At 54.4% G+C, this 26,953-nt stretch carries 26 protein-coding genes, 3 tRNA genes and 1 pseudogene; 11 read left to right on the forward strand and 19 right to left on the reverse strand.

The window, feature by feature from the left end:
- The first annotated feature begins 165 nt into the window (after positions 1 to 165).
- Positions 166 to 765 (forward strand): hypothetical protein, encoded by a 600-nt coding sequence (locus OI69_RS02600; protein ID WP_039345769.1) that lies wholly within the window; start codon positions 166 to 168, stop codon positions 763 to 765.
- Positions 750 to 1,169, forward strand: coding sequence for a type II toxin-antitoxin system YafO family toxin (locus OI69_RS02605; RefSeq protein WP_039345772.1), 420 nt, complete (start codon positions 750 to 752; stop codon positions 1,167 to 1,169). The genes OI69_RS02600 and OI69_RS02605 overlap by 16 nt, the downstream gene beginning before the upstream one ends.
- A gap of 139 nt (positions 1,170 to 1,308) precedes the next feature.
- Here OI69_RS02605 and gcvP read toward each other — a convergent pair whose 3' ends face one another.
- From gcvP to gcvT, 3 genes are all read right to left on the reverse strand, one after another.
- Positions 1,309 to 4,179, reverse strand: coding sequence for an aminomethyl-transferring glycine dehydrogenase (gene gcvP / locus OI69_RS02610; protein WP_039345775.1), 2,871 nt, complete (start codon positions 4,177 to 4,179; stop codon positions 1,309 to 1,311).
- Between the two features lie 99 nt (positions 4,180 to 4,278).
- Entirely contained in the window at positions 4,279 to 4,674 is a 396-nt protein-coding gene (gcvH, locus tag OI69_RS02615; protein WP_039345779.1) for a glycine cleavage system protein GcvH, read from the reverse strand.
- Between the two features lie 59 nt (positions 4,675 to 4,733).
- Positions 4,734 to 5,849 carry a glycine cleavage system aminomethyltransferase GcvT gene (gcvT, locus tag OI69_RS02620; protein WP_039345782.1) on the reverse strand — a complete coding sequence of 372 codons (1,116 nt, stop codon included), beginning with the start codon at positions 5,847 to 5,849 and terminating at the stop codon, positions 4,734 to 4,736.
- A 628-nt stretch (positions 5,850 to 6,477) separates the two neighbouring features.
- On the opposite strand from gcvT, the gene OI69_RS02625 reads away from it, so the two are divergent.
- On the forward strand, positions 6,478 to 6,768 hold the full coding sequence (locus OI69_RS02625; RefSeq protein ID WP_039345785.1) for a DUF1435 domain-containing protein: 291 nt from the start codon (positions 6,478 to 6,480) through the stop codon (positions 6,766 to 6,768).
- 121 nt (positions 6,769 to 6,889) lie between these two features.
- Here the strand turns inward: OI69_RS02625 and OI69_RS02630 are convergent.
- From OI69_RS02630 to OI69_RS02645, 4 genes are all read right to left on the reverse strand, one after another.
- Positions 6,890 to 6,976, reverse strand: a tRNA-Leu gene (locus tag OI69_RS02630).
- Positions 6,977 to 7,019: 43 nt separating this feature from the next.
- Positions 7,020 to 7,106 (reverse strand) — tRNA-Leu (locus OI69_RS02635).
- A 63-nt stretch (positions 7,107 to 7,169) separates the two neighbouring features.
- A tRNA-Leu gene (locus OI69_RS02640) sits at positions 7,170 to 7,256 on the reverse strand.
- A gap of 103 nt (positions 7,257 to 7,359) precedes the next feature.
- The gene (locus OI69_RS02645; RefSeq protein WP_039345788.1) at positions 7,360 to 8,265 is read right to left on the reverse strand and encodes a LysR family transcriptional regulator; all 906 of its coding nucleotides are present in this window, start codon (positions 8,263 to 8,265) and stop codon (positions 7,360 to 7,362) included.
- Between the two features lie 113 nt (positions 8,266 to 8,378).
- Between OI69_RS02645 and OI69_RS02650 the strand changes: the two genes are divergently transcribed.
- Positions 8,379 to 9,371 carry an aldo/keto reductase gene (locus tag OI69_RS02650; protein ID WP_039345791.1) on the forward strand — a complete coding sequence of 331 codons (993 nt, stop codon included), beginning with the start codon at positions 8,379 to 8,381 and terminating at the stop codon, positions 9,369 to 9,371.
- 2 nt (positions 9,372 to 9,373) lie between these two features.
- Here OI69_RS02650 and rsmC read toward each other — a convergent pair whose 3' ends face one another.
- A complete protein-coding gene (gene rsmC / locus OI69_RS02655) occupies positions 9,374 to 10,420 on the reverse strand; it encodes a 16S rRNA (guanine(1207)-N(2))-methyltransferase RsmC (protein WP_039345794.1) in 1,047 nt (348 codons plus the stop codon).
- Positions 10,421 to 10,579: 159 nt separating this feature from the next.
- Here rsmC and OI69_RS02660 point away from each other — a divergent pair, with 159 nt between their 5' ends.
- From OI69_RS02660 to OI69_RS19765, 4 genes are all read left to right on the forward strand, one after another.
- Entirely contained in the window at positions 10,580 to 11,011 is a 432-nt protein-coding gene (locus OI69_RS02660) for a DNA polymerase III subunit psi (RefSeq protein ID WP_039345797.1), read from the forward strand.
- Complete coding sequence (gene rimI, locus OI69_RS02665; RefSeq protein ID WP_039345800.1) at positions 10,962 to 11,405, forward strand: ribosomal protein S18-alanine N-acetyltransferase; 444 nt, start codon at positions 10,962 to 10,964, stop codon at positions 11,403 to 11,405. The genes OI69_RS02660 and rimI overlap by 50 nt, the downstream gene beginning before the upstream one ends.
- A 202-nt stretch (positions 11,406 to 11,607) precedes the next feature.
- Positions 11,608 to 12,087 carry a discoidin domain-containing protein gene (locus OI69_RS02670; RefSeq protein WP_010279759.1) on the forward strand — a complete coding sequence of 160 codons (480 nt, stop codon included), beginning with the start codon at positions 11,608 to 11,610 and terminating at the stop codon, positions 12,085 to 12,087.
- Between the two features lie 160 nt (positions 12,088 to 12,247).
- Complete coding sequence (locus OI69_RS19765; RefSeq protein WP_154715511.1) at positions 12,248 to 12,415, forward strand: hypothetical protein; 168 nt, start codon at positions 12,248 to 12,250, stop codon at positions 12,413 to 12,415.
- 184 nt (positions 12,416 to 12,599) lie between these two features.
- On the opposite strand, the gene OI69_RS02675 is transcribed toward OI69_RS19765, so the two are convergent.
- The 3 genes and pseudogenes from OI69_RS02675 to OI69_RS20390 all read right to left on the reverse strand — a co-directional run.
- On the reverse strand, positions 12,600 to 13,076 hold the full coding sequence (locus OI69_RS02675) for a hypothetical protein (protein ID WP_039345803.1): 477 nt from the start codon (positions 13,074 to 13,076) through the stop codon (positions 12,600 to 12,602).
- Entirely contained in the window at positions 13,077 to 13,412 is a 336-nt protein-coding gene (locus tag OI69_RS19015; protein ID WP_235319647.1) for a hypothetical protein, read from the reverse strand. It lies immediately after the preceding gene.
- A 56-nt stretch (positions 13,413 to 13,468) separates the two neighbouring features.
- Positions 13,469 to 13,559: pseudogene (locus OI69_RS20390) on the reverse strand (RHS repeat-associated core domain-containing protein); the annotation flags it as partial.
- 360 nt (positions 13,560 to 13,919) lie between these two features.
- Between OI69_RS20390 and OI69_RS19770 the strand changes: the two are divergent.
- Positions 13,920 to 14,066, forward strand: a complete 147-nt coding sequence (locus tag OI69_RS19770) for a hypothetical protein (protein ID WP_154715512.1) — start codon at positions 13,920 to 13,922, stop codon at positions 14,064 to 14,066.
- A 419-nt stretch (positions 14,067 to 14,485) separates the two neighbouring features.
- Here the strand turns inward: OI69_RS19770 and OI69_RS02680 are convergent, their stop codons facing one another.
- From OI69_RS02680 to OI69_RS02695, 4 genes are read right to left on the reverse strand one after another with little or no spacing between them, the layout of a single operon-like run.
- Positions 14,486 to 14,797, reverse strand: coding sequence for a type II toxin-antitoxin system RelE/ParE family toxin (locus OI69_RS02680; RefSeq protein WP_039345806.1), 312 nt, complete (start codon positions 14,795 to 14,797; stop codon positions 14,486 to 14,488).
- Positions 14,794 to 15,078: a damage-inducible protein J gene (locus OI69_RS02685; RefSeq protein WP_039345808.1), complete on the reverse strand. Its 285-nt coding sequence runs from the start codon at positions 15,076 to 15,078 to the stop codon at positions 14,794 to 14,796. Before OI69_RS02685 ends, OI69_RS02680 begins: the two co-directional genes overlap by 4 nt.
- Before the next feature lie 39 nt (positions 15,079 to 15,117).
- Positions 15,118 to 16,122, reverse strand: coding sequence for a site-specific tyrosine recombinase XerC (xerC, locus tag OI69_RS02690; RefSeq protein WP_039345811.1), 1,005 nt, complete (start codon positions 16,120 to 16,122; stop codon positions 15,118 to 15,120).
- A gap of 33 nt (positions 16,123 to 16,155) precedes the next feature.
- Entirely contained in the window at positions 16,156 to 19,077 is a 2,922-nt protein-coding gene (locus OI69_RS02695; protein WP_039345814.1) for a DNA primase, read from the reverse strand.
- Between the two features lie 122 nt (positions 19,078 to 19,199).
- On the opposite strand from OI69_RS02695, the gene OI69_RS02700 reads away from it, so the two are divergent.
- Positions 19,200 to 19,610: a helix-turn-helix domain-containing protein gene (locus OI69_RS02700; RefSeq protein WP_039345817.1), complete on the forward strand. Its 411-nt coding sequence runs from the start codon at positions 19,200 to 19,202 to the stop codon at positions 19,608 to 19,610.
- A gap of 82 nt (positions 19,611 to 19,692) precedes the next feature.
- Positions 19,693 to 20,031 carry a SymE family type I addiction module toxin gene (locus OI69_RS02705; protein ID WP_039345820.1) on the forward strand — a complete coding sequence of 113 codons (339 nt, stop codon included), beginning with the start codon at positions 19,693 to 19,695 and terminating at the stop codon, positions 20,029 to 20,031.
- A 52-nt stretch (positions 20,032 to 20,083) separates the two neighbouring features.
- Here the strand turns inward: OI69_RS02705 and OI69_RS02710 are convergent, their stop codons facing one another.
- The 4 genes from OI69_RS02710 to tssI form a co-directional block, all read right to left on the reverse strand.
- On the reverse strand, positions 20,084 to 20,380 hold the full coding sequence (locus OI69_RS02710; protein WP_039345823.1) for a hypothetical protein: 297 nt from the start codon (positions 20,378 to 20,380) through the stop codon (positions 20,084 to 20,086).
- Positions 20,377 to 24,540 (reverse strand): RHS repeat-associated core domain-containing protein, encoded by a 4,164-nt coding sequence (locus OI69_RS02715; RefSeq protein WP_235319648.1) that lies wholly within the window; start codon positions 24,538 to 24,540, stop codon positions 20,377 to 20,379. The genes OI69_RS02710 and OI69_RS02715 overlap by 4 nt, the downstream gene beginning before the upstream one ends.
- 17 nt (positions 24,541 to 24,557) lie before the next feature.
- Complete coding sequence (locus OI69_RS02720) at positions 24,558 to 24,998, reverse strand: DcrB-related protein (protein WP_039345826.1); 441 nt, start codon at positions 24,996 to 24,998, stop codon at positions 24,558 to 24,560.
- 63 nt (positions 24,999 to 25,061) lie between these two features.
- The gene (gene tssI / locus OI69_RS02725) at positions 25,062 to 26,918 is read right to left on the reverse strand and encodes a type VI secretion system Vgr family protein (RefSeq protein ID WP_039345829.1); all 1,857 of its coding nucleotides are present in this window, start codon (positions 26,916 to 26,918) and stop codon (positions 25,062 to 25,064) included.
- Positions 26,919 to 26,953 lie beyond the last annotated feature (35 nt).

Here is a 26,953-nt window from a genome sequence, read left to right on the forward strand (position 1 = left end):
TTAATGACAGTTTGTTTTCGGATCGGGAAAATATGCCTGCGAAGAATTCGCCTCTATTTTGGCAGGTGATTTGCGGGAAGGCTCGAAGTACCTAAAAATACGTCTGGGAAGAGTGCTTAACTTTGCTGTATTATTTTTAACCTGTAGAATTATAAGGAGTCAATCATGCTAGGGCTTGAAGCTATGGCTATTGTCAACCAAGGGATGGAGAAAATAGACAACGTTTTCAAAAACGTATCTCTGCCCATTGAGCGCTCCATATCTGACTTTGACAGAAGTCACCGGAATTCTATCTCAAAAAAACAGGCCTCCAATGCACTGAAAGTCATCTACGACGTCATGGTTCCCGTTGAGAAAAGCTGTGAAAAGTATAAAGAGTTTATCGACACGCTGAGCAATGGAACCGATGAGGACATTGCGGCGTTGGACATTCAGCACAATGACATCGACAAGCTGTACGATCAGATCAATCAGATCAATCATGGCATAACGCGGCTGCTTTATACCTTCTTTGTTGCCGAAAATAACAGCGTTTGGTTGCCACATTTAGCCACACTGATGACGATGAAAAACCACGCGATCAACACGTTTATTGAATACAAGAAGCTGACGATGGGGGTAGCCACTCTTGGCGCTCAGTTTCTCCCGCTTGAATACGACGAATCAGAAGCATTTAGCGATCAAGAATTAGCTGCTTTCAAAACATCAATTGAGGATAGCCACAAACGACTTGGCATGGAGCCGCCAACATGGAAACCCGTGTAAGCATTATTGTTGATGCAGCCGCAGGTCAACTGGAAAATTTCTTTGCTAAAGCGTTAGCAAATTATAAAAACAGCGGCAAAGTTTCTGCATATCTTGGAAAAATGGGGGGCTTTGAACGTTCATCTCAATCCATTCTTTCTGAGATTTATAAATCTCATATTCGTGTTCCAGGGGAAGATACCCCGTGGCCTACGTCACAACCTCTTCATCGTAGAGTAAGCGATAATTTTTTAGTGTTTGCGATACACAATATCTATCCCCTGCATATTCAGGTAATTACGATCATTAAACCAGATGGTCATGAGAGAGTTAAAAAGCTATTACCCGCCATTATAAAAATAACCGAAAACAGGTTTCAGTCCCTGAATGAACGACAACTTAATTCACTTTCTTATTATAAATAGCAGATACTGGAATTAGGGTGCGATTGAATAAATCGAAACACCTTCTGACATCAGCTTCAAATCCCAAGGCAGAGCCGAATAAAAGTAGCCTCGCATACATGTAAAAACGTATTCGAGGCCAAGATATCACGCTGAACGATTAATACTCGCTCATCGGCACACACGAACAGAACAGATTACGGTCGCCGTAGACATCATCCAGGCGCTTCACGCTCGGCCAGTATTTGTGCTCGCTGCCAGCCGGGAATACCGCCAGCTCGCGGCTGTAGGGGTGCGTCCAGTCAGCCACCAGTTCCGCCTGCGTGTGCGGCGCGTTCACCAGCGGGTTATCGTCCAGCGGCCATTCGCCCTGCGCCACGCGGGTGATTTCGGCACGGATCGCCAGCATGGCATCGATAAAACGATCGATCTCCACCTGACTCTCGGACTCCGTCGGCTCGACCATCAGCGTACCCGCGACTGGAAACGACATAGTCGGCGCATGGAAACCGTAGTCGATCAGGCGCTTGGCGATATCCATCTCGCTAATTCCGGTACTTTCTTTAACAGGACGAATATCCAGAATGCACTCATGCGCCACGCGGCCGTCACGACCCGTGTAGAGCACGGGATACGCCTGCTGTAGGCGAGTCGCGATGTAGTTAGCGTTCAGGATCGCCATCTGGCTGGCCTGTTTCAGCCCTTCTGCTCCCATCATGCGGATGTACATCCAGCTTATCGGCAGAATTGAGGCGCTGCCGAAGGGCGCCGCCGATACCGCGCCCTGTTTCGTTAGCACGCCGTCCATTTTTACCACCTGATGCCCCGGTACAAACGGTGCCAAATGCGCTTTCACGCCAATCGGCCCCATGCCCGGCCCACCGCCGCCGTGCGGAATACAGAAGGTTTTATGCAGGTTAAGGTGCGATACGTCTGCGCCAATGTAACCCGGCGTGGTAATACCCACCTGTGCGTTCATATTCGCACCGTCCAGATAGACCTGACCGCCGTACTGGTGCACGATCTGGCACACTTCGCGAATCGTCTCTTCATAGACGCCGTGAGTAGACGGATAGGTCACCATGATGCAGGAAAGCTGTTCGCCCGCAGCCTGCGCTTTCTCACGTAGATCGTGCAGGTCAATATTCCCCTGTTTATCACAGGCGACCACCACCACGCTCATCCCCGCCATCTGCGCCGATGCGGGATTCGTACCGTGGGCAGAACTGGGGATCAGGCACAGAGTACGGCCTGCGTCATTGCGGCTTTCATGATAGCGGCGGATCGCCAGCAACCCGGCATATTCCCCCTGCGCACCCGAATTCGGCTGCATGCAAACCGCGTCATAACCGATCAATTGCACCAGCCAGCCCGACAGTTGTTCGATCATCTGGCGATACCCCAGCGCCTGTTCCGGCGGGCAGAACGGGTGCAGTTCAGCAAATTCCGGCCAGGTAATCGGCAGCATTTCTGCCGCCGCGTTGAGCTTCATGGTGCAGGAACCGAGCGGGATCATCGCCTGATTGAGCGCCAGATCTTTACGTGCCAGACGGTGCAAATAACGCATCATCTCGGTTTCGCTGTGATAGCGGTTAAAAACCGGATGCGACAAGATCGCGTCGCCGCGTAACAGCGCAACAGGGATCGATGTAGATCGCTGACTGATTGCAGCATCAAGCGCCTCAAGATCCAGCCCGTGATCGTCACCTAACAGCACGGCGAACAGCGCCAGCACGTCTTCACGCGTGGTCGTTTCATCCAACGTGATTCCCACGGCACTCGCCAAATCGCCTCTGAGGTTAATGCCAAAACTTAATGCCCGGCTCAGTACCGCCTCTTTGTCTGCAACTTCAACCGTTAACGTGTCGAACCAGCTACAATGACGCAGCAACAGTCCCCCTTGCGTTAACCCCGCCGCCAGAATATCGGTCAAACGATGGATGCGCCCCGCGATACGTTTAAGCCCCTCCGGGCCGTGGAACACGGCATACATCCCTGCGATATTCGCCAGTAACACCTGTGAGGTACAAATATTTGAGTTCGCCTTCTCACGGCGAATATGCTGTTCACGGGTCTGCATCGCCATGCGCAGCGCGGTATTGCCCGCCGCATCGCGTGACACACCGATAATACGTCCCGGCATCGCGCGCTTATGTTCATCACGACAGGCGAAGAATGCCGCGTGTGGGCCGCCGTAGCCCATCGGCACGCCAAAACGCTGCGCGGAACCGAAGACGATATCCGCCCCCTGCATACCAGGCGCGGTCAGCAGTACCAGCGCCATGATATCCGACGCCACACAACTGACGACTTTACGGGCTTTTAATGCCGCCATCAGGTCGCGGTAATCGTGCAGTTCGCCCGTCGTCCCGGCCTGTTGCAGCAGCACGCCGAACACCGACTCGTCTTTCAGCGCCTCTTCCGCCTTACCGACGACAATCTCAAAACCGAAGGTTTCTGCACGGGTACGCACCACGTCCAGCGTTTGCGGGTGCACATCGTCGGCAACAAAAAAGCGCTCAGCCTGTTTGAGCTTGCTGATACGCTTTGCCATCGCCATCGCTTCCGCAGCAGCGGTGGCTTCATCCAGCAGTGACGCAGAGGCTAAATCCAGACCTGTGAGATCCTGTGTGACCTGCTGGAAATTCAACAGCGCTTCCAAACGCCCCTGAGACACTTCCGGCTGGTACGGGGTATAGGCGGTGTACCAGCCTGGGTTTTCCAGCACATTGCGCAAAATCACCGGTGGCATCAGCACCGCGCTGTAGCCCATGCCGATGTAGCTCTTATAACATTGATTCCGTCCGGCAATGGCCTTCAGCTCAGCTAACGCTTCATGTTCCGTCACGGCCTCACCCACCGCAGGCGGGCTGGGCAGTTGAATGTCCACCGGGACAATCTGACGGATCAGCGCATCCAGCGACGTCGCGCCCACCACCGACAGCATATGTTGCTGCTCGCTGACGGAAGGGCCGATATGGCGCGCAATAAACGCGCCGTCATGTTCGAGTTGACTGAGAGTCTGGGTCATTACCGTCATTTCCTGCATTAATCGCGATCGCTGCCGCGTAAAAAATATGATGCGGGCGAATAAAACAATACGCCCCGGCATCAAGCCAGGGCGTCATCACTATTCGTCGTCTTCTTCCAAAGAAGCCTGATAGCCTTCGGCATCCAGCAGTTCGTCTAAATCAGACTCATCAGAAATTTTGATACGGAACAGCCAGCCATCGGCATAAGGTGCGCTGTTGACCAGCTCAGGCGAGCTTTCCAGCTCCTCATTCACTTCCACAATTTCACCGCTGATCGGCGCATAAATATCTGACGCCGCTTTTACCGACTCCGCCACCGCGCAGTCGTCGCCTGCGGCCACGACCGTGCCCACTTCAGGTAAATCGATAAAGACCATGTCACCCAGAAGTTCCTGCGCGTGTTCAGTAATCCCCACGCTGTAGATACCGTCGCCCTCGTGCAGTACCCATTCGTGCGACGTGGTGTATTTTAATTCTGCTGGTACATTGCTCATTGCATCCCCTTTCCTAATGTCGTTAATCCTATACGCTTATCTTTACAGGCAAGCCGCGATCAAAACTGTACGATGGCTTTGCCGGCGCGAACAAAACCGGGTTTGGTCACATGGACGGGCAGTTCGCGATTGCGAATCTGCACAATCGCCTGTTCACCAATGCCAACCGGAACACGCGCCAGCGCGATGCTCACCCCCAGCGTTGGCGAAAACGATCCGCTGGTGATGACCCCTTCACGTATCACGCCATCACTATCAGTAAAGCGCACAGGTAAATCATTGCGCAATACGCCCTTCTCCGTCAGCACCAAACCCACCAGTTGTTCGGTGCCTTTTTCACGCAGATGCGTTAACGCCTCGCGCCCGATAAACTGGCGATCTTCCGGCAGCCAGACGATGGTCCAGCCCATATTGGCCGCCAGCGGCGAAATGCCCTCATCCATATCTTGCCCATACAGGTTCATTCCCGCTTCCAGCCGCAGTGTATCGCGCGCCCCCAACCCGCATGGCTTCACGCCACGCTCCAGCAGTTGTTGCCAGAAACCGACCACCTGCTCATTCGGCAGCGCGATTTCATAACCGGCCTCACCCGTGTAACCCGTTGTGGCAATGAATAAATCTTCCACCTGCGTGCCAAAAAACGGTTTCATGCTGGCCACCGCTGCCACATCAGCATCACTCACGCCTTTTGCCTTAAGAAGCGCCTGAACGTTTTCCTGCGCCTGCGGGCCTTGTACTGCGACCAGCGCCAAATCGTCACGCTCATGGATTTCGATACCAAACGGCGCGGCATGTTGTCCGATCCAGGCAAGATCCTTTTCACGCGTCGCGGAGTTCACCACCAGCCGGAAGTTATCTTCGGTCAGGAAATAAACGATCAGATCGTCGATCACACCGCCGGAGGCATTGAGCATAGCGCTATACAATGCTTTCCCCGGCTGGGTGAGCTTGGCGACATCATTCGCCAGCAGATAGCGCAGGAATTCACGCGTTCTCACGCCGCGCAAATCAACGATAGTCATGTGGGAGACATCAAAAATGCCGGCTTCCCGACGCACGGTGTGGTGCTCATCCAGTTGGGAGCCGTAATGCAGTGGCATCATCCAGCCGTGAAAATCCACCATTTTGGCGCCATCGGCCAGATGCTGTTGGTACAACGGGGTTTGTTTTGCCATTCTTTATCCCTCTTCAGCGCATGGCGTTCAGGCGATAAAACACACTGCGCAAACGATATCTTCTGACTGAACTTACCACCGAAGCACGGCATAAACCACACCCTTAGCCATAAGATAAATTATATAGAAGACAAATAAATTCGAGCGAATCACAAAAAACACAGTAGCGTAATATGCTTAATAATCATGAAATTTAAGCATGTAAATTATTTAAATGAGCAAATAACACAAACTAATGACATTAAAACTGGCTTATTCTGGTTACACCGCGAAAAACAAAACGCCATTCGGATTAGATAATATAATGATAAAAACGCGCTTAAATTAGATTTTTTCAGTCAAACGCCCATGCCGCATTCCTGACCCCCCTCTTCCTTATGCTGTCATCATCGCGATTCTGCTGCCGCATATCATGGCCTACAACGCCGACTACATCGGTGAAAAATTCCGGGACATCGCCATGGCGATGGGGTCATCTTTGCTCGCTATCTCAACCGCTGGGTTCCTCACGGCCTACTCAGCGTTACCAGAGTGGAAAATTCCAGCAATCTGCCCGTCAAAAAACTAGTAATTGATATAAATTCTTATATGATATTAGTTATCATTATCATTTTTGACGGGTGGTAAAATGCTGACAGCAATGATCACAGCCTGTGGGCTATGGAGCGTGAGTTGGTGTATGGGGAAGCATTTGTCGAGTGCCTGGGGCGTGCTGCTGCCCTGTGCCATCATGCCGCTACTGGCGCTACTCGATCTAAACCTGACGCACCTGAAAGTGATTATCGCCATCGCCCTGCTGGCGACATTGGTCATGCTATTTCATCAGCGCTTACGCCACTATTTGCTGCTGCCCTCGTGCATTGCGCTGGCTGGCGGATTGGCAGCACTGTCCGTCATATTTAATATGACGACGCTGTAAACAAACACATTAGCGGAAAGCGAATCCAGACGGGTGAATCAACGCGGAAAACGGTATAGACAGAAATAGGATTAAACGGAATAAACAGGAAAGAAAATCAGGAAGATATAGAAAAAATACGTGGTGCGAAGAGAGGGACTTGAACCCTCACGTCCGTAAGGACACTAACACCTGAAGCTAGCGCGTCTACCAATTCCGCCACCTTCGCACTGAGAATATTGTTTGCGCTATACAGCCAATCTATCACGACATGGTGCGAAGAGAGGGACTTGAACCCTCACGTCCGTAAGAACACTAACACCTGAAGCTAGCGCGTCTACCAATTCCGCCACCTTCGCATGCTGTCATGTAACACTGATTAACTGTTTCGGTTCGACAAACCAGAACCGTCGTAGTGATGTTGGTGCGAAGAGAGGGACTTGAACCCTCACGTCCGTAAGAACACTAACACCTGAAGCTAGCGCGTCTACCAATTCCGCCACCTTCGCAACACTGCTTTATGCAATATCACTACGGGGGCGAATTCTAGAGGTTTTCGCGTTCACGTCAATGATTATTTCCTCCGGCATGCGGGGTTTGCTGCAAAAATCATCATCTCCCAACGGCGTGTCGTGTAAAGAGTTCGTCGAGCCATTCGATAAACACCCGAATCCGCGGCGCGAGAAAACGACCAGGCGCGTACATCACGTAGAGCGGCATCGCAGGTGGCGGCATGTCCGGCAGGATCTCCACCAGTTCACCACTCTCAAGAAACGGGCGCAGGCCGCGACGCGGTGCCTGAATAATCCCCAATCCGGCACGCGCACCCGCGATGTAAGCATCCGTCCCGTTAACCTGCAATGTACCGGGTAACATGCGCGTCGTACACTCGTCGCCAGACATAAACTCCAGTGGATAACGGTATTCGGTGCGCAGGGAAAAATACCCCACCATGTGATGCCCCGACAGGTCATCAAGCGAGCGCGGCACGCCGTAGCGCGCCAGATAGTCGGCCGACGCACAGGTGATCTGCGGCATGGATGGCAAATGGCGTGTCGCCAGCGTTTCGTCGTCCGTCTGCCAGGCGCGTAGCACGCAATCAACGCCTTCACGCAGCACATTAATCGCCGCATCGTTGGCACTGAGCATCAGCGTTATCTGCGGATAGCGCGCGTAGAATTCTCCCAGCGCCGGAATAACGATGTCCCGCGCCAGCGAGTGCGGCATATCCACCCGCACTTTACCCACAGGCTGCTGCTTGTGCTGCGTGAACAGCGTGTCGATCTCTTCAATCTCCGCCAGCAATTGCAGGCAGCGCTCATAATAAACGCGTCCCTCATCGGTGATTTGCACCTGACGGGTCGTGCGTTGCAGCAAACGAACACCCAGCCGCCCTTCAAGCTGTTTGATGGTATTGCTCACCGTGGCACGCGGTAGCGCCAGTCGCTCCGCCGCACGGCTGAAGCTGCCCAGTTCGACAATACGTACAAAAACCCGCATCGCCTGAATATGATCCATCGTCGCCACCATTGTTAGTTATTTTTGAATAGTGTTGCATAAAAAGCAGTATTTATCTTTTCTGGATAAACAACCAGACTGCTTTTACTGGCAACAAGATGAGGTAGATGACAATGCAACAACGCAAACTAGGCACGAACGGCCCGTTGGTTTCAGCCATTGGGCTAGGCTGCATGGGAATGAGTGATTTCTACTCCACCGCGCAGGACGAGAAAGAATCCATTGCCACGTTACATCGCGCATTGGAACTCGGCGTTACCCTGCTGGATACGGCGGATATGTATGGCCCTCACACCAATGAGCAATTGATCGGCAAAGCGATAAAGGGCAAACGTGAGCAGGTCTTTCTGGCAACCAAATTCGGTATCATCCGTGACCCGGCAGATCCGCACGCGCGTGGCATCTGCGGTAAGCCGGATTATATCCGCCGTTCAGTAGAAGGCAGCCTGACGCGCCTCGGTACGGACGTTATCGATTTGTACTATCAGCACCGCATCGATCCGACAGTGCCGATTGAAGAGACGGTCGGCACGCTGGCGGAACTGGTGCAGGAAGGCAAGATTCGTTACATCGGCCTGAGCGAAGCCTCTGCCAGCACGTTGGAACGCGCTCACCGCGTGCATCCAATTACCGCGCTACAGAGCGAATACTCACTGTGGACACGCGATATGGAAGCCGAGATTCTGCCCACCTGTGAACGTCTTGGCATCGGCTTTGTGCCTTACAGCCCGCTGGGGCGCGGTTTTCTGACCGGTGCGATCCGCAGCCCGGACGATCTGGCGGCAGACGATTTTCGTCGCACCAATCCACGCTTCTCTGGGGAAAATTTCGCGAAAAACCTGCAACTGGTCGAGAAAATTAACCAACTGGCGCAGGAAAAACAGGTGACGCCATCACAGTTGGCGTTGGCGTGGGTTCTGGCGCAGGGCGAGCATATCGTGCCGATTCCCGGCACCAAACGCCGTCGCTATCTGGAGGAGAACGTCGCGGCGCTGGATATCACCCTGACGAAAGCCGAACTGGCCGCCATCGATGCTATTTTCCCGCCCGATGCCGCAGCAGGTGAACGCTACGGCAAGGAGAGTATGGCGACGCTGAATCAGTAGGATTAGCGACGCCCCTTACTGTCGGTGCGCGGAGGGCGGCCAACGGTAGCCTGATACACCTTGAAGCGTCCGGTTTGCGCCAGCACTTCATGGCTGCCAAAGGCGGCATCTAACAGCGCCGGATAAGGCAGGAAAGCGTTAGCAACGATACGTAGCTGCCCGCCAATCGGTAGATGGGTTACCGCACCACGAATCAGCATTTCTGCGGCTTGCAGACTGGTCTGTAAGCCATCGTGGAACGGTGGGTTGGAAACGATCATATCGAAGCGACCGTTGATATCGGAATAGACGTTACTCGCGATCACGCTGCCTTCCAGCCCGTTCGCCGCCAGCGTTGCCTTGCTCGACTCCACCGCCGCAGCGCTGACATCGCTCAGCGTCAGGCGGATTTTCGGCGACTGCTGCGCCAGCACCGATGCCAGCACGCCCGCTCCGCAGGCGATATCCAGCACCTTGCCTTTCATGTGTGGCTCAAAGGTAGACAGCAGCAGTCGGCTACCCGGATCCAGATCATCACGGCTGAAGACGCCCGGCAGCGTTTTGACAGTCACGCCGTCCGTTACATAGTCATCCCACCAGTCATCCAGCGTGAAGCTGGCTTGCTTATCAATCCGACCGTGATAAAGCCCGCAGCGGCGCGCGCTGTCGATTTTTACCAGTTCAACGAAGCCAGACAGCACGGTTTCCGCGCTGCGCACGCCGCTGCGATTTTCCCCAACCACGAAGATCTCCGCACCAACCGGCAGCAGGGACAGCAGATTACGCAGTTGGAATTCCGCTTCCTGTTTGCTCTTCGGCCAGTAATAAATCAGCGTGTCGCTATCTGCCACCAGCGCCGCATCCGCGACCAGACCATATTGCGCGTTATCCCCCAGTGGTTTTGCCATCTGTTGCCAGTGGTGATATTGGTTGCAATGGACACGCACCGACGCCGCTTCAAATTGCGCAGGCAGGGTATCCTGCAAATCGCCGGCAAACAGCACTTGGCGTGAAAGAAATTCGTCACTATGGCGCAGTATCACTTCACTGGCGGGGGTTAATGCAGACATCAGGCTACGGCTCCTTAATCATTGAGCGGGGGATTATATACGCTTCGCCCCCGAAGTTGCAGAGCGGAGAGGAAATAACCGCATCGACGTTGGCGCAGCCTGACAGGGTTTGTTAGCATAGGCACGACGCATTTTCTCGCCCGCCGGACAGGACAACGTATGGAATCAAGACGTGACAGGCTGCTACAGCAACTGGGAATCACGCAGTGGACGCTGCGTCGCCCGACAGTGCTGCAAGGCGAAATCGCCGTCAGTCTGCCCGATCAGGTTCGTCTGGTGATCGTCTCCGCCGAGTCGCTGGCCGATGATGAACCGCTGCTGGCGGATGTCCTGCGCAGTCTGGCGTTGACGCCTGCGCAAGCCTATCGTCTGACGCCGCAGCAGATAGAGATGTTGCCCGCCGACGCACGTTGCCATAGCTGGCGATTAGGTATTGCGGAGCCGATTGCGCTACAGGGCGTGCAGCTTTCCAGCCCTCAGCTTTCCGAACTTTATCAAAATGCCGACGCCAAACGGGCGTTATGGCAGCAGATCTGTGAACATGAACACGATATCTTCCCTGACGCCAGCCGATCTGGCGCAAGCCTTTAACATTGAACAAGCCAGCCACGCCTTTCCCTGGACGGAAAAAACGTTTGTCAGCAATCAGGGGGATCGTTATTTCAACCTGAAACTGGAACATGACGGGCAGCTTGCCGCTTACGCCATCACCCAAGTGGTGCTGGATGAAGCAACGTTGTTCAATATCGCGGTACACCCCGATCATCAGCGTCAGGGGTTCGGTCGTCAGCTATTGGAACACCTGATCGACGCAATGGAGCGACGCGGTATTCTGACGCTGTGGCTGGAAGTCCGTGAGTCAAACGCACGCGCCATCGCGCTGTATGAAAGTCTGGGCTTTAACGAAGTGTCCATACGCCGCGATTATTATCCTACGGCTCAAGGTAGAGAAGACGCCATTCTTATGGCCTTACCGCTCGGCTAATCTGTTTACCTAAGGCACTCATCGTCAGGTGGGTGCCATAATGTGCGCCCCGTCCCGCTGTACCTTTTTTCCTGACAGAAAAATCCCCGCAACGTGATCGCCGCAAATAAAACCTCGTTTCTTTTTTATCACAATCAGGTTCCATTTTATGTTTCTGCTTTGCAGGCATGTCATGGTTTATCCATTATCTACGAGGAATAATATGAAAAAATACACTCTGGCTACGACACTTCTGTGCGGTTTGTTCTCGCTTTCCGCTTACGCGGTACAAGTGACGGCGGTGACCGCCTCCGCTTATGATTCAGACAAAGGCCACAAACCGGCCAACATTGCCGATGGTGACGTCAAAACGCGCTGGGCGGCCAATGGTGAAAGCTGGGTTCAATTAGAACTGGATAAAGAACAATCGGTTGAGAACTTTGTTCTTGTTCCCTTCAAAGCGGATGAGCGCAAACTGAAGTTCTCCGTGTCCTACTCCACCGATGGGAAAACCTGGCAAAAACTGGCTGACAATCTGGTGACATCCAATAATGCCAAAGACGGCGAGAAATTCACCTTTCCTGCCGTTAAAGCGAAATTCTTCAAGCTGGATACGTTTGGCACCGATGTGAACAAGTGGAGCGCGATCAACGAAATCAGCTTTAACAGCGCCGCACAGGTTCCTGCTCAGGCGATTAAATAACCCTATGGTCTGGCATTTGACCAACGTCTTCCGACGCTGACAGCACCACGTCCGAAACAGTTATCGGACGTGGTGCCATCCCATCCTGCTCACTCTGCGCGGCGTGCCGCGGCCTCTCCTTACTCAGACTCTCTTCCCCCGTCAATATTGTTACTATCTGGTGTCGATTGCCCTCGCCTACGCCGCACTGGCCAGCGTGGTTACACACTGGTTGGACAATTTCGCCCCGCTGACGCTCAATCTTCAGGCTGGCGAATGGGCTGCGCCCGACACAACACGGAGAGTGGCTGAAGGACGCGGGATCTTCTACCGGGCAGGATATCCGTGAACTGTGGGGCAACCTGCAAGCGCTGAGTATTGCCCCGTTCGATGAATACGCCGTTACGCACTGGCTTAACCGCTTTCCGGGTGGGCTGGATGTGGTGGGGAATAAGTAAGCAGTAAATAACCGTAACTGAGCAGCAGATAATAATCCGGAAGGATCGTTGGGATCACTTCTGGTTTTTATTTGGTTATTTTTTGGGTGCCCAAAAGGAATTATCAGATACATAGATTTCATTCAACTTTAGGTCAAGAGGAATGTGTTCTATATAATCTGCGATTTCGTCGTAAGGCGATGGTAACGTAAAAGACAAACCATAATCTTCATCAATAATAAGGGTGCCATTGAGTATTCTTTGACTTTTGGTTAAATCAAGTAATTCCTTCATAGTTATACCGGGATATAATTTATCCTTATATTTTCCTTTATAATTTTCATTGCACCCTACAGACACTATCACCCCATCATTTGTAGTGGAAAACATCAATATGTCATCATTTAATGAATAACCATACATTTTTTCGTTTGATGGGAATGGAATCATGTATTCTTTTACTGACACATCAAAATTTCCATATATTTCAGAATAATAAAAATCAACAGAACGACCGATCTCAATATTTCCCAATGAAATATAACTTATAATATTCGCACTAACATCAATCATTTATAGCCCACCATTCATTAGCACGCCGTTAACATAAACAGGAGAGTCATTGATAAGATCATAATTTTTGAACTCACCGTGGCCAATTCGACCCAAAACTTCATCAGGCGATTTCCCCGTAGACTTATAGACTTTCCAATAATCATTACCATGAATATTTGGCTGCGAAGCAGAACCTCCTGGATGATAATCTAGTTTATATGTTGTGCCTGACTTAGTAGTTTTAACATAAACTGTATGTTGGATAGCATTTTTATTTTTAGATTGTGGGTGTGTTGCTTTCCAGCCTTTCGACGTTAAATAATCATGAACATCCGCAGGTTTTTTCCCTGTCAAACGGTCAGTCCAACGACTGGTAATTCTATCTCTTTTATTAAATCCTTTATTAGATGAGCAAGAACTTAATCCAAGTGGATCAATCCAACTGAGGGGATTCGGCGCATACTGGTAAAGGTTACTTCCCCCCGCCAGCCCTATCGGGTCATAGGGACGATCCTGACACGGTCGTACTTTTTAGCGCACTTAACCCATTGAAGCAACGTGCTTTTTAAGAGGCGTTTTCGGCCTGTTTAACACTGCCTTAACCCGAAAAACCCGACGCGCACTTTACCCCCGGACACGCTACCGCCATGCTGTGACTTCCCTGCCTGCCTAAGCCACATCATAGCAGCGGCGGCAGCCGCTGCCATTAGTCGTTGTGTTAATGAACCGGGGTTTAGCGCGGCGCGAGCCGTTCCGCAGCTTGCTGTGGGACGGCGAAGCGTCTGCCGGGTGCGGGCTGGCGAAGCCCGCAGGTAAACGAGTGAACAGGGAGGCCCCCGGCGGGGGCCGCACGGGGCGGAGATGGCGAGCACGGGAACGAGCAAGGAGCCTGCGACTGCGAGCCGGGCGCAGCCAGTGCAGCAGGGTTGGGGCGGGGGCGAGGTAAAGCCGTTAAGCGGAGGCCGTCAGGCCGACAACCCCTTTTCTGTTGACGTTGATGTTTGCTGATGGCTGACGCCGGAGCCTGCGCCGCCAGGGAAGGCGGCCACACCGTCAGAGCCAGGGAAGCACGCTGAGGTTCGTAGCAGAGCGAGCAGGCGAGCTGTGCGCCACACCTTACCCAAGAGCCGAACCCCGGCGGCCAGCCGCACACCATTGCTGAGGAAGACCGCAGCGCGCCCTTGCGCTAGACGGCGCCGACATAATGTGTGTTACGCGTGGGCCGCGTTCAGCGGCTTTCGCGTAATGCCACATTATGTTGAATGACGTTCGGCCAGCAACGATTGTTGCAGAGAACAACTGAGGTAAGCGCTGGCCGGGCGACATTTACCGCCGGAGCACCTTAGCTGACCAAGGCAGTAAGCCCGCAGGGACGAGGGCTTTCTGCCCGGCACCGTACCACTGGCCTGAAGGGAGTGAGCTACTTTTTACTGTGTCTGGTATTTTGCTGATACCTTGCGCGAGGTGTGTAATATCCGCAGGATATGTACTTCATTTATCTTTCGTTTCAACGCGTAGACAATGATGAACGGGAACTTTGTCAGTACCAGTTTTCTTCTCTCCCCTGACTTACCTATATCTATCCCTGCTTCCGGCGTAACTTCCAGCAGTGATACCGCTGACTCGAACTTATCATCCGCCCCATTCGCTACATCCAGCCCGGCCTCTTTATACAGGTAACGGTAAATGCCTTCACGGTCTGCCAGCGCCCGTTTTTCCCAACGCACTCTGGCTGTCACAACTCACCTCTCGCCGCCCGTGCTTTCAGTTCATCCATCCGCTGACTCGCATCCTCATTGCTGATGAACTCACTTTCTCCTGCATCATAATGAGAGAACGCTTCCCGCACCTGAGCTTCAAGCCATTCATCACTGGCGTTACGCTGATGCTGTCGTTCTTCTTCAGCCAGTTCTTCTGCCCGCTGACGCATCAACTCCGTCAGACTGACCTGTTGACGTTCAGCGGCCTGCATCGCCAGCCGTTTGATTTCCTCATCGATTCTGAAGTGGATAGTGCCCATTACCGTCTCCCGTGGTGTCATTTGTGTTGTCATCTTACGCTACTTTTCCTGTTTTTTCCTCTTCTTCACTTTCCGCTCTGCCGGGTGCGTCTGTTCATGCACCTTCTGCAAGTGACCGATAGCCACTCTGGTGTATATCTGCGTGGTTTCCAGCTTCTCGTGCCCTAAGATGGCTTGTATGTGCCGCGTATCGGCGCCGTTCTCCAGCATCTGCGTCGCCATACTGTGCCGGAACAGGTGGCAGGCTCCCGGTTTATCAAGGTGTCCCGTTTCCCGGATAGCCTTGCCCGCCATCTGGGTCAGCGTGGTGCGGGACAGCCCCGTGCCTTTGTGGCTGATAAACAGATGACCGCTGTCATAGCGCTTTGCCAGTTCCGGCCGCGCATGGTTCAGGTAGCGGGTTAACCACTGACACGCCCGTTCACCCAGCGGCACCACCCGGTCTTTATTGCCCTTGCCCTGACGCACCACCATTACGCCCCGGCTCAGGTCGATATCGCCCAGCATCAGGCTCGCCGCTTCGGCTCTGCGTATCCCGCTGCTCCACAGCACTTCCAGTATCACCCGATTACGCAGCCCGATAACCGTCCCGCTCTCCACCGACTGCAACACGCCGCCGGTTTCCTCCACGCTCAGTACCTGTGCCGGAAGGCGTTTCTCTTCCTTCGGTAACGTCAGCATCTCCGCCGGGTTATACAGGATGAGGTGACGCTTCAGCAGCCAGCGCAACAGCATCCTGATACCCGTCAGGCGGTTTAGCTGACTGCCCGCCGTTAACGCTTTACCGTCTGCCTTGCGGTAGCTTCTCAGCCAGCGCTGATACCCTTCCAGCACCGACAGGCTCACCTGTGGCGCATACAACACCCCTCTGTCTTCACACCATGCCACGAACGGCAACAGCCGTTCACGGTAGCTCTCGGCTGTCCGGGCGCTGTAACCCGCCGTGCTCAGGTGGTCAAGATAGCCTTCCGTATGCTGGCGTAACGTCTGCGTCTGGCGGCTAAGGTAAAGGGCTTCCGGGCTGGGAGGATTGGGTCGGGTCATGGCGGCGCGTCCTGCGAAGTGAGAGGAAGGGAACTACGATGTGATGCGTTTATTTCTCTTTGCCGGAACAGTGCTTTTTGCCTTATCGCCACTTGCGGCTGATGAACCCTTATCCGGCATGGCCTGACGGGATTTCCCTTCCTCCAACTTGGCACCAACTTGGGGGCAACTTGAGGCCAGCTTGCTCTCCTTAACCCCCAACTTGCGCGAGTCGTACTGTTTGCCTGTATCGTTTTCTGGCGGATCGATAAGACCGCACAGGTGTGTACTGTCACCATTCCCGTTCCCATCCCACAGCAGTTCATACTGCAACAGATGCCCACGGCTACCGCCATGAACCAGCAGGTATTCCATTTCGACCAGCCGCAGACAGTGGACTTTCAACTGGTTATCACTCCACTGCGTCGCATCGCGGATATCCCGCCGGGTAAAGCGTACCTCGCCCGGTTTCCGGCTCTGCGTGTGTGCTAACTGATTCACCATCCCTTGTATCAGCAGCAACAGCTTCCGCGTCTGCGGCGGCATCTCATCCAGCGTGCGGCCAAGGATTTCATGGGCCAGCTTGTTGGCCAGCACGATATCGGAGCGCTCGACCTCGATATACTCAATGACCGTGCCGCGATGCTCAACCTGCTTCACCTCCCGCTGGTACTGGTGCAGCAGGGCGATGCTTTGTATCAACGTCAGGTACTTCATATGGTCGCGGCGGGTGCGGGTTTTATCACTCAGGAACGTAAGCTGTGAGGCGAACGGATTGACCACCTTAAGCGGGCGTAACAGCCGCTGGGCGTTCTGGTGCAGTTCAGTCAGATAGCCTTTTTCGTTCTCCATCAGCAACCCTTCCAGCGTCTGCGCCTTACGCTGCTGAACATGTATCGCTTCGGTCTGTTCGCGGCTCTCGTTGACGGTCAGCACCAGGCAACGGTTCAGCAGCTCTTCGTCCACGTCGATGGCCGTGGTGGTTAACATCAGCATCACCGGGCCTTTGACCGTGTACTGTTTGGTGACAAGGTTTCCCGTGGCATCATCCTTACCCGTTGAGGCTATCGTTAACTCGCCGTCACTCTGCAACAGCTTGAGCGCATACGCCGCCTGCCGCACGCCTTCCTCTTCCGCTATCGCCAGTATCTTGTGTTGCAGGTTCGTTTCGCCCAGATAGAACAGGCTCTGGCCTGTCATCGCGCTGTACTGCAAGCGCTCTTCCGGCGGGATAAGATTAAGAACAGCGTCCATCAGGCTGGATTTGCCTGCCGCCGAACTGCTCTGGATGAGCACCGCTAACGGCCTGTCCAGCTTGCGCGACGCCGCCGCCAGATAACCCGCCACTAAGTTGGTCGATTCGCCGACCACGCCACAGGCGGCAAGGTCATCCGTCAGCCGGATAACCAGGTTCGGGTCTTTCAGCAGCGCCAGTGCTTCATCCCGCTGTTCATCGGCCATATCCGGTGTGGCTTCACCGTTTGTTTCAGGCTGGCTCAGATGATTTTCCAGTGACAGCAGCACACGACCCAGACTGCGCTTGATATCGCTTTCACCCAGTCCTAACTCCGATGCCGCTAACCGCGCATACCCCGCACGGCTCCGCGCACTCATCATGTCCACGCTGTCGGCGAACACCACGCCACTTTCGGTGTCCAGTACCTGCGCATTCACCTTCATCACGCCGCTGCCCACCTTTACCGACGCCAGCCCACGGAGGCGCCACTGCTGGCCGGACAGCGTGATATCAACCTCACCGTTCGCCAGCGCTTCAACCACAACCCCGGCAGCTAAGGAAGAGGCGGGTTGAGGTGAGGATTCAGGTTGCGGCACGGCTTTTCGTTGTGGCTCAGGAACAGAGTCAGACACAGGTTCAACTTCAACCCTGACCGCATCCCCCATCGCCATCGCGCCTTCTACCACCGCACAGAACGCCCGCTCTGGCTCCGATACCTTGCACAGGTACTCATTCGCATCCATCCCCGCCGGGAACACCACCCGGAACGGGGTAATACCATCACGAACCAGAGAGGCGGCCAGTTTCACCGCACCTTCATCCCCCGCCGCGTCGTTATCGAAGGCGATAAGCACCTGTTTCACGCCGTGGCGGATAAGGGCTTGTCGCATCTCAGAGGTGAAGCCGTTGACCCCATACGCCGCTGTTACGTTACGATAGCCCGCCACCCAGAACGACATCGCATCAATAAGGGATTCACATAAAATGACCGACTTACTCGCCACTAACGTCTGCTCGTTCCACACCCCGCCGTGTGCGCCCGGCAGATACAGATGGTTCGGTGTTCCGGCACGCAACCTGTCTCCCACCTTGCGCCCGTACAGTTCACGAACCTGACCGTTCATATCGATAACCGGCACCACGATTGACCCCGCCAGATGTTCATGGCCACTCTCGCGCATGATACCCAGCGCCTGCAACTGACCTCTGACCGCTGCGCCGTCTTTGAGCTTCTTCGCGGGCAGACGGTACGCCAGCGTGCGGTTGGCGAACCCTAAGCGGAACTGCGCCACTAACTCAGGATGATTGAGGCGGCGCTTTTCCAGATAAGCAATAGCTTCCGGCGCGTTCAGCAGCGTGTGGTGATAGAACTCCGTTACACGAAGCAGTAACGCCTGCCGCTCCTGTTCATTAGCGATATCCGTAACAGGCGGCAACGGCTCAGCCGCTGGCACGCTACCCAGTTCACCGCGCAGGCGGTCAACTGCCCGGTGCAGGCTTAAGCCCTCCGTTTTCATCACCCAGTCCAGCACCGAGCCGCCTGCATCACAGCCGAAGCAGTGATAGAGGTTCTTCTCCGGGCTGATAACACACGACGGCGTTTTCTCCTGATGGAACGGGCACAGCACCACCCAGTCCTTGCCACGTTTAAACACCTGCCGCCCCTGCGAACGCACCACCTCCACTAACGGCACGGCGGCTTTCAGGTGCTGCAACTCGGATTCAGGGATGCGTGCCATATCGGGTTCCTTACAAAAATGCGTCAAGATTTATTTTGATTCGACATGCGATACATTATATATTCGCATTACGATAGTAAAGCAAGTCGTTTTCAGAACACACCTTACACTTGGAGCACCTGATGGCTGACGTGATAGACGAGATTATGCAGACCGAAGAACAGCGCCGGGCGTTTGGTCAACGACTTAAGGCATTGCGTAACCAGCAACGCAAGACACAGAAGGAAGTGGCTGCCCTGATTGGGTTGCAGCTTTCCCAGTACAACAAGTATGAGTCGGGGATGCATATTCCTCCGGCTGACAAGCTCATTCAACTGGCTGAGTTGTTCACCACGACCATTGATTATCTGTTGCTTGGCTCGTATGACGAGCAGACACCGATTAGGAACACGCGATTAATGGAACGGTTTAAGGCACTGGCTCAGTGCCAGCCGGAAGAGCAGGAGACAGTGATTAAGCTGATTGATGCGGTGATTGTGAAGCACCGGGTTGAGTCGGCGATACGTCCTGTTGACCAGGAGAAGGGCAGCTAATGTAAACAGTTTTTTAGCGCGGGGCTGATGTGCGCGAACACGACAACCCCGCTAACCACAAGCAACTAACAAGGAGTTGACTATGGCTGACGCGCATTCTACGCCAGATACCACCGTTTTTAAAATCTCTCAGGCCGAACGGTTTACCCGTGTGGGCTATCGACCCATCAAGGGCAACCACGACACCCCGGCCATCAACATCGCCGGGCAGTGGCTGAAGGAAGCCGGATTCAGCACCGGGCAACCGCTCAGGCTGCGCATCATGCCCGGCTGCATTGTGATTACCACGCAGGATATCCGCGCACTCTGGCAAGACCTGCAAGCGCTGAGCATTGCGCCGTTCGATGAGTACGCCGTTACGCACTGGCTCAACCGCTTTCCGGGTGGGCTGGATTTGGCGGAGATGGAGAGCAACCACTAACCGATAAATAAACAAGCCGGAAGGATCGTTGGGATCACTTCCGGCTTATTTTTTAAATTATTTTCACTGCTTCATTTATTTTGGTTTTTAGATCTTCAATGTTTTTTGCTGAACTATGATAAATAGGGTTTTCCCAATCATAATTTTTTATCAAGGCAATAAAAAACCTTCCTTTAATATCAAAAGATGGTCTCCATCCAACATCTAAAATAAATTCTCCCGGAAACTCTATTTGCAACATGTCCTCTTTTAGAATATCCAGGTAATTCTCAAGAGGTTGTTCCTCATCAATATGAAAATCGTCAAAGGTAACATTGCCACTTTTAATAGATAAGTCCATTTTAATCATTTTGTTAGCCTCAAAAACTCACTTAATGAGATAGGATGACCGTGGATTGTTCCACCACTTTCTTCAACCCTTATCCATTGGCTCACTTTACCTTCACTGGCACCAATCTCACTTCCAAGATCCTGTACCTTCCACGGTTTGCCATTTGTTACAGATTGTCCGTTTCTATAGACAGATCGTTCAAGAGCTTCAATATCTGTACCTGGTTTATATTTTGCAGGCCCTGATTTTGTTGATTTTATAATGTCTTTCCATGTCGAGTTTTTAGGGGCTACGTGTTTATAACCATGAGGAGTCCAATTTGGTTCATTACTCTGTGAACATTTTCTTTGTAACCCAAGCGGATCGATCCAACTCAGCGGATTCGGCGCATACTGGTAAAGGTTCTCTCCCCCCGCCAGCCCTATCGGGTCCTGTGTCGTAAACCTGCCTACGGTGGGATCATAATAGCGGAACAAATTATAATGCAAACCCGTTTCGTCATCCGCGTATTGCCCGGCGTAGCGTAGCGGCTGGGATTCCACTGGCTTGCCGTGGCGCAGTGCTTCACTGTCCTGTGTCTGTCCGATTACCGCACCGAAGGTGCCGTAATCTCCGCTCCAGCGTACCGCCCCCTCCGCATCCGTCATCTCCAGCGGCGCACCGTTCAGGTCGGTGTTGAACCAGCGGATGTCGCCGTCGTGCTCTCCTCCCCGCCGGGTGATACGTGCTAACGGCGACCACCAGACGTTTGGGTCATAAACATAACTTTCTGTCCGGTCAGCGTGCATGGTCTGCAACAGCCGAAAACCTTCCCACAGAAAACGGGTGTCTTCCTGCTGACCACTTTCCCCCCAGGTGACGCTCTTGCTCGTCCGTCTGCCCAGCGCATCGTAACCATAGCGCGCCACAAACTCGCCTCGTGGCCCCCTCCCCCGAGCTTCCAGCAGACGGTTATCCGCGTCGTAACGGTAAAACTGCTCCGCCCCCCCTTCACGCCGCCGCGTCAGATTGCCCTGACTGTCATACTGGTTCCACAGGTTACGCCAGTTCAGCAGGCGGTTGTCAGACAGCGGGAAGACGGGGCTAGCACGGCTGACATCCTGGAGATTGTCTGCGGCATCATAGCCGTATGCCCGGTGATGCACCTGCCAGTGCACGTCAATCCGTTTCAGCAGGCGGCCTTCCGCATCATAATCGTACTGAACATCCCCCCGCACGCTGTCGCTGACCGAGGCCAGTTCACCCGCAGCGGTATAGCTGAGCGCCCGCGATACTATCTGCTGTTCTGGTGCGGCGACCTCCCACAGCCCGCTGCGCTGTGAGGTCAGACGGCCTGAAGGGTCATAGTCCCGCCGCTGTTCACGTCGTCCCTGAGTGCGGGTGATTTCCCGGTGCAGGCGGTCGCGGGTGAATTCGCTGACGACCTGATGATTGAATTTTACCGCGCTGACATGCCCGGAGCCGTAATGCAGCCAGTGCAGGGCGGCATTATCCGGCAACGACAGGGTCGTGATATTCCCTAGCGCATCGCGTGTATAGGTGATATCCCCTTCGCTCCCGCTCTCACCTGACAGGTTGCCTGCCGCATCATAGGTCAGTCTGACCTCATCGGCGGTGAGTCCCAGCGCGAGACCTTCAGCCGTCGGCTCGCGTTTCAGTGAAACCAGTTGCCCCCGGTCATCGTACTGATAGTGGAAAACCCCGTGGGCATGTGCCCGGCGTACCCGTTGCCCCGCAGCATCGTGTTGATAAACGTGCGAGATAGCTTCATCATTCGCCGCACTCCCGCGCTGTGAGCGCTGGCAAAGGTGACCTGCGTCGTCGTAGCGGAAGGTCAGCTCTATGCCATCGACCCGCCGTTCATGGACCAGCCGACCAACGGCATCATAACCAAACCGATATGCGGCACCGTTGCCGTTCTCCAGCCGCAACACCTGCCCACGCGCATCGTAGTGCCAGCGCGTCGTCCGACGCAACCGGTCAGTCATACAGACCGGCTGCCCCAGCTCGTTATACTGCCAGTGCACCTCACTGCGTTGGGCATCACACCACGTCTGCAACTGACCACGGGCATTCCAGTTCAGCGTTTCCCGGCGGCCATCCGGGGAGATAATCGCCGTCAGGTGCCCGCTGGCATCCCACTCGCGACGGGTCGTGTGACCGTCTGCATCGGTCGTGTTCAGCAGTTGCCCGAAGCGGTCATACGTAAACGTGCTGCACTGCCCCGAACAGTCCGTCCTCGCTGTCAGCAGCCCTTGTTCATTCCACGCCAGTGTCACACTACCGCCACGCGCATCGGTCACGCAGTCCGGTAGGTTCTCCTGTTCGTGGGGATAGTGATACTGTGTCGGGTTCCCCAGCGCATCAGTTTCCTCCACCAGTCGGTTGAGGTCGTCATACTGACTCTGTTCACTGCTGCCGTCGGCATACGTGAGCCGAGTCACATTATCCGTCAGCCTGTACCACTGATAGCGGGTTTCCCGACCCAACGGATCTGTTTCACTGAGCAGGCGGCCATAGCTGTCCCAGGTCGTCTGGCGACGTGCGCCGCCGGGCAGGATGACCTCACACAGTTCCCCCTCGTCATAACGCAGTTCGGTTTGACGCCCATCATAATCGGTAAAGTGAATAACGAGGTCATTATCATCCAGCACCCACTGCGCGACGAGGCCATCCTCGCGGCGGGCGATTCGCCGCTTGCCGACAAAGTCATACTCCAGCGTGAGCGCTTCCCCCGCGCTGCTCCGGTAGGACACCACGCGAGGCAAACCGGCTATATCCTGCCACTGGTATTCGCTGAGCAGACCATTCGCGTCTTCATGGCTGGCCATCAGCCCGTCATCGTTCCAAGTAAAACGGCGGCGCACGCTACCGCCCCGCCCGGTGACGGTAATCAATTGCCTTTGCGTATTGTAAGTATAGTGCACCAGGCAGGTCGATTCATCCAGCCAGACGCTGTCCAGTCGGCCATCATGATAACGGCAGGTAAGATGTCGTCCGGCGCTGTCCGTTAATGCGCCAAGCATACCCTCGTCATTCCAGATAAAGCGGATAGCGTTGCCACACGGCTCCGCAATGTGCGACAACACCGCCTTTCCCTCAGCAGATAGCGGAGTGTAATACGACACTTCACCGTCCGGCCCATACACCGACCAGCTCTCATCCTGATGATGCTCCAGCCAGCATTTCTCCGCCGGACAATAGGTACGATGACCGACAGGTACAAAAGGGAAGGAAACCAGATCACCCGATGGCGCACGCCAGACCATTCCGTCCTGATAGCGCGTCAGCGTCGTCTCCCAGAACAGGCTCCAACCTTTGCCCAGCACGCTGTCACCGGGATTACCGCTGCGCCAGTAACGTTGCCAGTACACGGACAGACGGGAGGGCAGGACAAAATCCAGTTCATCCTCATCGGCTAGAAACTTCTGACCACTCACGATATCGATGGGGCGGGCGATAATCCCTCCGGCGGCGATGCTGGTCATCAGTACACCAAAACGGCAGGCAATACGCTGGAGCTTATTGAGACCGGGAAGTTTGGATAAAAGCGTTCCCAATTTTCCGAGCTTGCCTGTCACACCGCCGATCCCACCAATCAGCCCGGAGAACAATAACGTTAAATCCGAAACTTTATAGAGCCAGGCGGGAACTTCCGGTTTAACAGGCAGCATGGGTTTGGCTGCGCCGCCGATGAAGACATTGCTGGAGCCTTCCGTGATGGTGGCACCACAGTTAATTTTATCGCCCAGTCGGGAAGCCGGCTGGTTATTGATGTACACCGTCGCCGACCCTTCAGCCACCTGCATGGAAGGGCCGTCTTTACTACAACTGACCGCGCTCAGGGTCGCGATGGCGGCTTTCCTGCCGTTGATAAACACATTGTGTGAACCTTTTTCGATGGTTCCGGCTTTCGACATGCTGCTGGCGCCCGCCTCGGCAATCCCATCACGGGCTTTTTCTGCCAGCACCCCAGTCGCCCACCCCACAGCAAGGCTGAGGCCAATCAATAACACGCCGACACCCAGGCAAGAGGAGATGAGACCCGCCGTAAATAAGGCACCGGCAGCAATACCGCCGACGGCAGCAATTAACCCACCGACAATGGTGCCTGCAATCATGCCTGCTAAAGCACCGGAATGCCCAATCCCATCGCCAACGCGCGCGGCTTCAAACATAACAATATTCCTTATCGTTATTGGTTAAACGTAAAGCTCCCGAGCAGGGCGTTGAAGCGGGATTCATCGGCAGCAGATAACGCTGCTGTTTTCGACAGGGTGAAAACCAGAATCTGTACGCTATCTACTGCGAATACCGCCTGCTGCTGCCAAATGCGTTGACCATCACGCAGATAACTCGCCTGAAGGCGTTCACCCTCCAGTACGTTATTGCCTAACCAAATCGCTTCACGGGCCTGTGTTTTCCAGCTTTTAAAATGCTGAGACATCAGATTCAACTGCCTGTCGATATAGCCGCTCAATACTTCCCCGTCGTTCATCACATCGCGTGAAACCGTAAAAGCGGGTTCGCCTTCCTGACTGGGCGTGAAGGCGTTCACCGTGCGATCGCGGTAACCATCGGGCAGCGTGATGCTACCTTCGGTGAAAATGCAGCGAGCAGAAGAGTGGGTCGTCACAATACAAGCCTCATTTCATCCTAGCTAACGCCCCGTTATTGAAGAGAGGGGCGGATAGGCAGATTATTTATTCAAATCAATACGCGAACTGCCAATGACATTGACGTTCACACCTTTAAGTTCGATATCGCCGTTGTTGGAAAGGGTTAGCGAACTTGCCCCAGCCGTCAGCGTGATGCTGCCATTGACAGACGTCACGGCAATGTTGTTTTTCACCTGTAGGCTGTCGTGCGCCTCACCTTTTACTTCCGCGTCACCGACGACAGTGCCACGATGGCTGGAGATGACGAAGGCTTGCTGCCCCTGAACTCTGGTTAACTGATCTTTCACCACCGACACCGTTTGATTACCGCCCACGCTTTCCTCATGGTCAGCCGTGACGGTGGTCTTGCGGTTGTTCAGCACCACGGTGTTCATGTCTTTCTGGGCATGGATAAACACTTCTTCCTGCCCGGCCTGGTCTTCAAAACGCAGTTCGTTGAAGCCCGCTCCCTTGTGTGTTGAGGTGCGCAGTGAGGTGCGTGTCTTGTTGGCCGGCAGCGGATACGGCGACGGATTGGTGGCATGGAAGGTTCTGCCCGTCACGATAGGCTGGTCCGGGTCGCCTTCGAGGAAGCTGACTATCACCTCATGGCCGATGCGTGGAATGGCTATCAGGCCGTACTGACCGCCCGCCCAGCCCTGACTGACGCGTACCCAGCACGAACTCTGGTCGTCGCTGGAACCGTAGCGGTCCCACGGAAATTGCAGTTTGATGCGGCCATATTCGTCGCAGTAGATTTCCTCGCCTGCGGGGCCGACCACGGTGGCGATTTGCGGGCCATCGACCATCGGTTTGTACGGCAGGTCGGCACGCCAGGTGCTTTTGGCGCTAATCACCTCGAAGCTGTTGCTGTAGGTAGTGGGTTCACCGCCGCTTTCTTCTTCCAGCGCCTGCGGCTGTTGCCCGCTGTGGGTGATGGCCACCAGTTGCCAGCCACTATTCAGCGCCGGATTAGGGTGTTCGGTTAAGGTAAAACTGCTGCCGGGCATCAGCATGGCGGCATTGGATTCACCCGAGCCGGTCATCGCGCCCGCTCTTAACGCATCCAGTCGGTAGCCGGTAAAGGCCTTGCCGCTCGGGTCTTGCTTGAAGCGTCCGGGGTAGTCAAAGTGCTGATAGCTTTCGCGCTGGTGCGCCAGTTCGCCGCTCATCTTGCTGTGCAGCAGCCCATAGGCGGGGGTTTTGAAGCTGTAATCCTTGAGGGCGACTTCGGCGGTGCTGACGGCTTCGGCGTAGCGGAAACGACGCACATACTCACCTTCACTTAAGCCCTGTGTCGCAAGGTTGAAGAACAGTTCCGGGCCTTTGCTGAGCGCCCCCGCATCATCGGCAAAGACAACGCGGTGTTTGCCTTCTTCAAACTCATGGAAGAAGTACAGGCCTTCCTCTGCCGCCAGACGGGTGACAAACGCCAAATCACTTTCCCGATACTGCACGCAGTATTCCCGCACCGCGTGGTCGTGACGCAGTGCAAAGGCGTAATCGGTGATACCCGCCTCTTCCAGCAACGTACCGATAATTGCTTCCGGCTTCTGTGCCTGAAAGATACGCGCATTGGTACGCAGCCCCAGCCGCCACAGCGCCGGACGCACGTCGGCCTGATAGCGGGTGCGACGAAAACCGGTGTCGCCCTGTGCGAACGCGCTGATAATCCCGCTGACCCGGCGTTTCAGTTCGCCTTCATACCACACCAGCAGCTCACAGGGCTGGTCGAGTACCGCGCCAAAATCGACATCCGGCAAGGCACTCGCCAGATTCAGCGACAGGGCAAACGGCTGGTTCAGCGCCTCGCTGAGCTGAAAATCCACCACCGCAAAGGTGCTCTCCGGCAATGCACCGACCTTTACCGTGAACTGTAATCCTGTACTGTTTGCCACGTTGATTCCCTCGCTTTGAACATCGCGTTATCTGC

This window comes from Pectobacterium fontis, from assembly GCF_000803215.1.
Classification (GTDB): Bacteria; Pseudomonadota; Gammaproteobacteria; order Enterobacterales; family Enterobacteriaceae; genus Pectobacterium; species Pectobacterium fontis.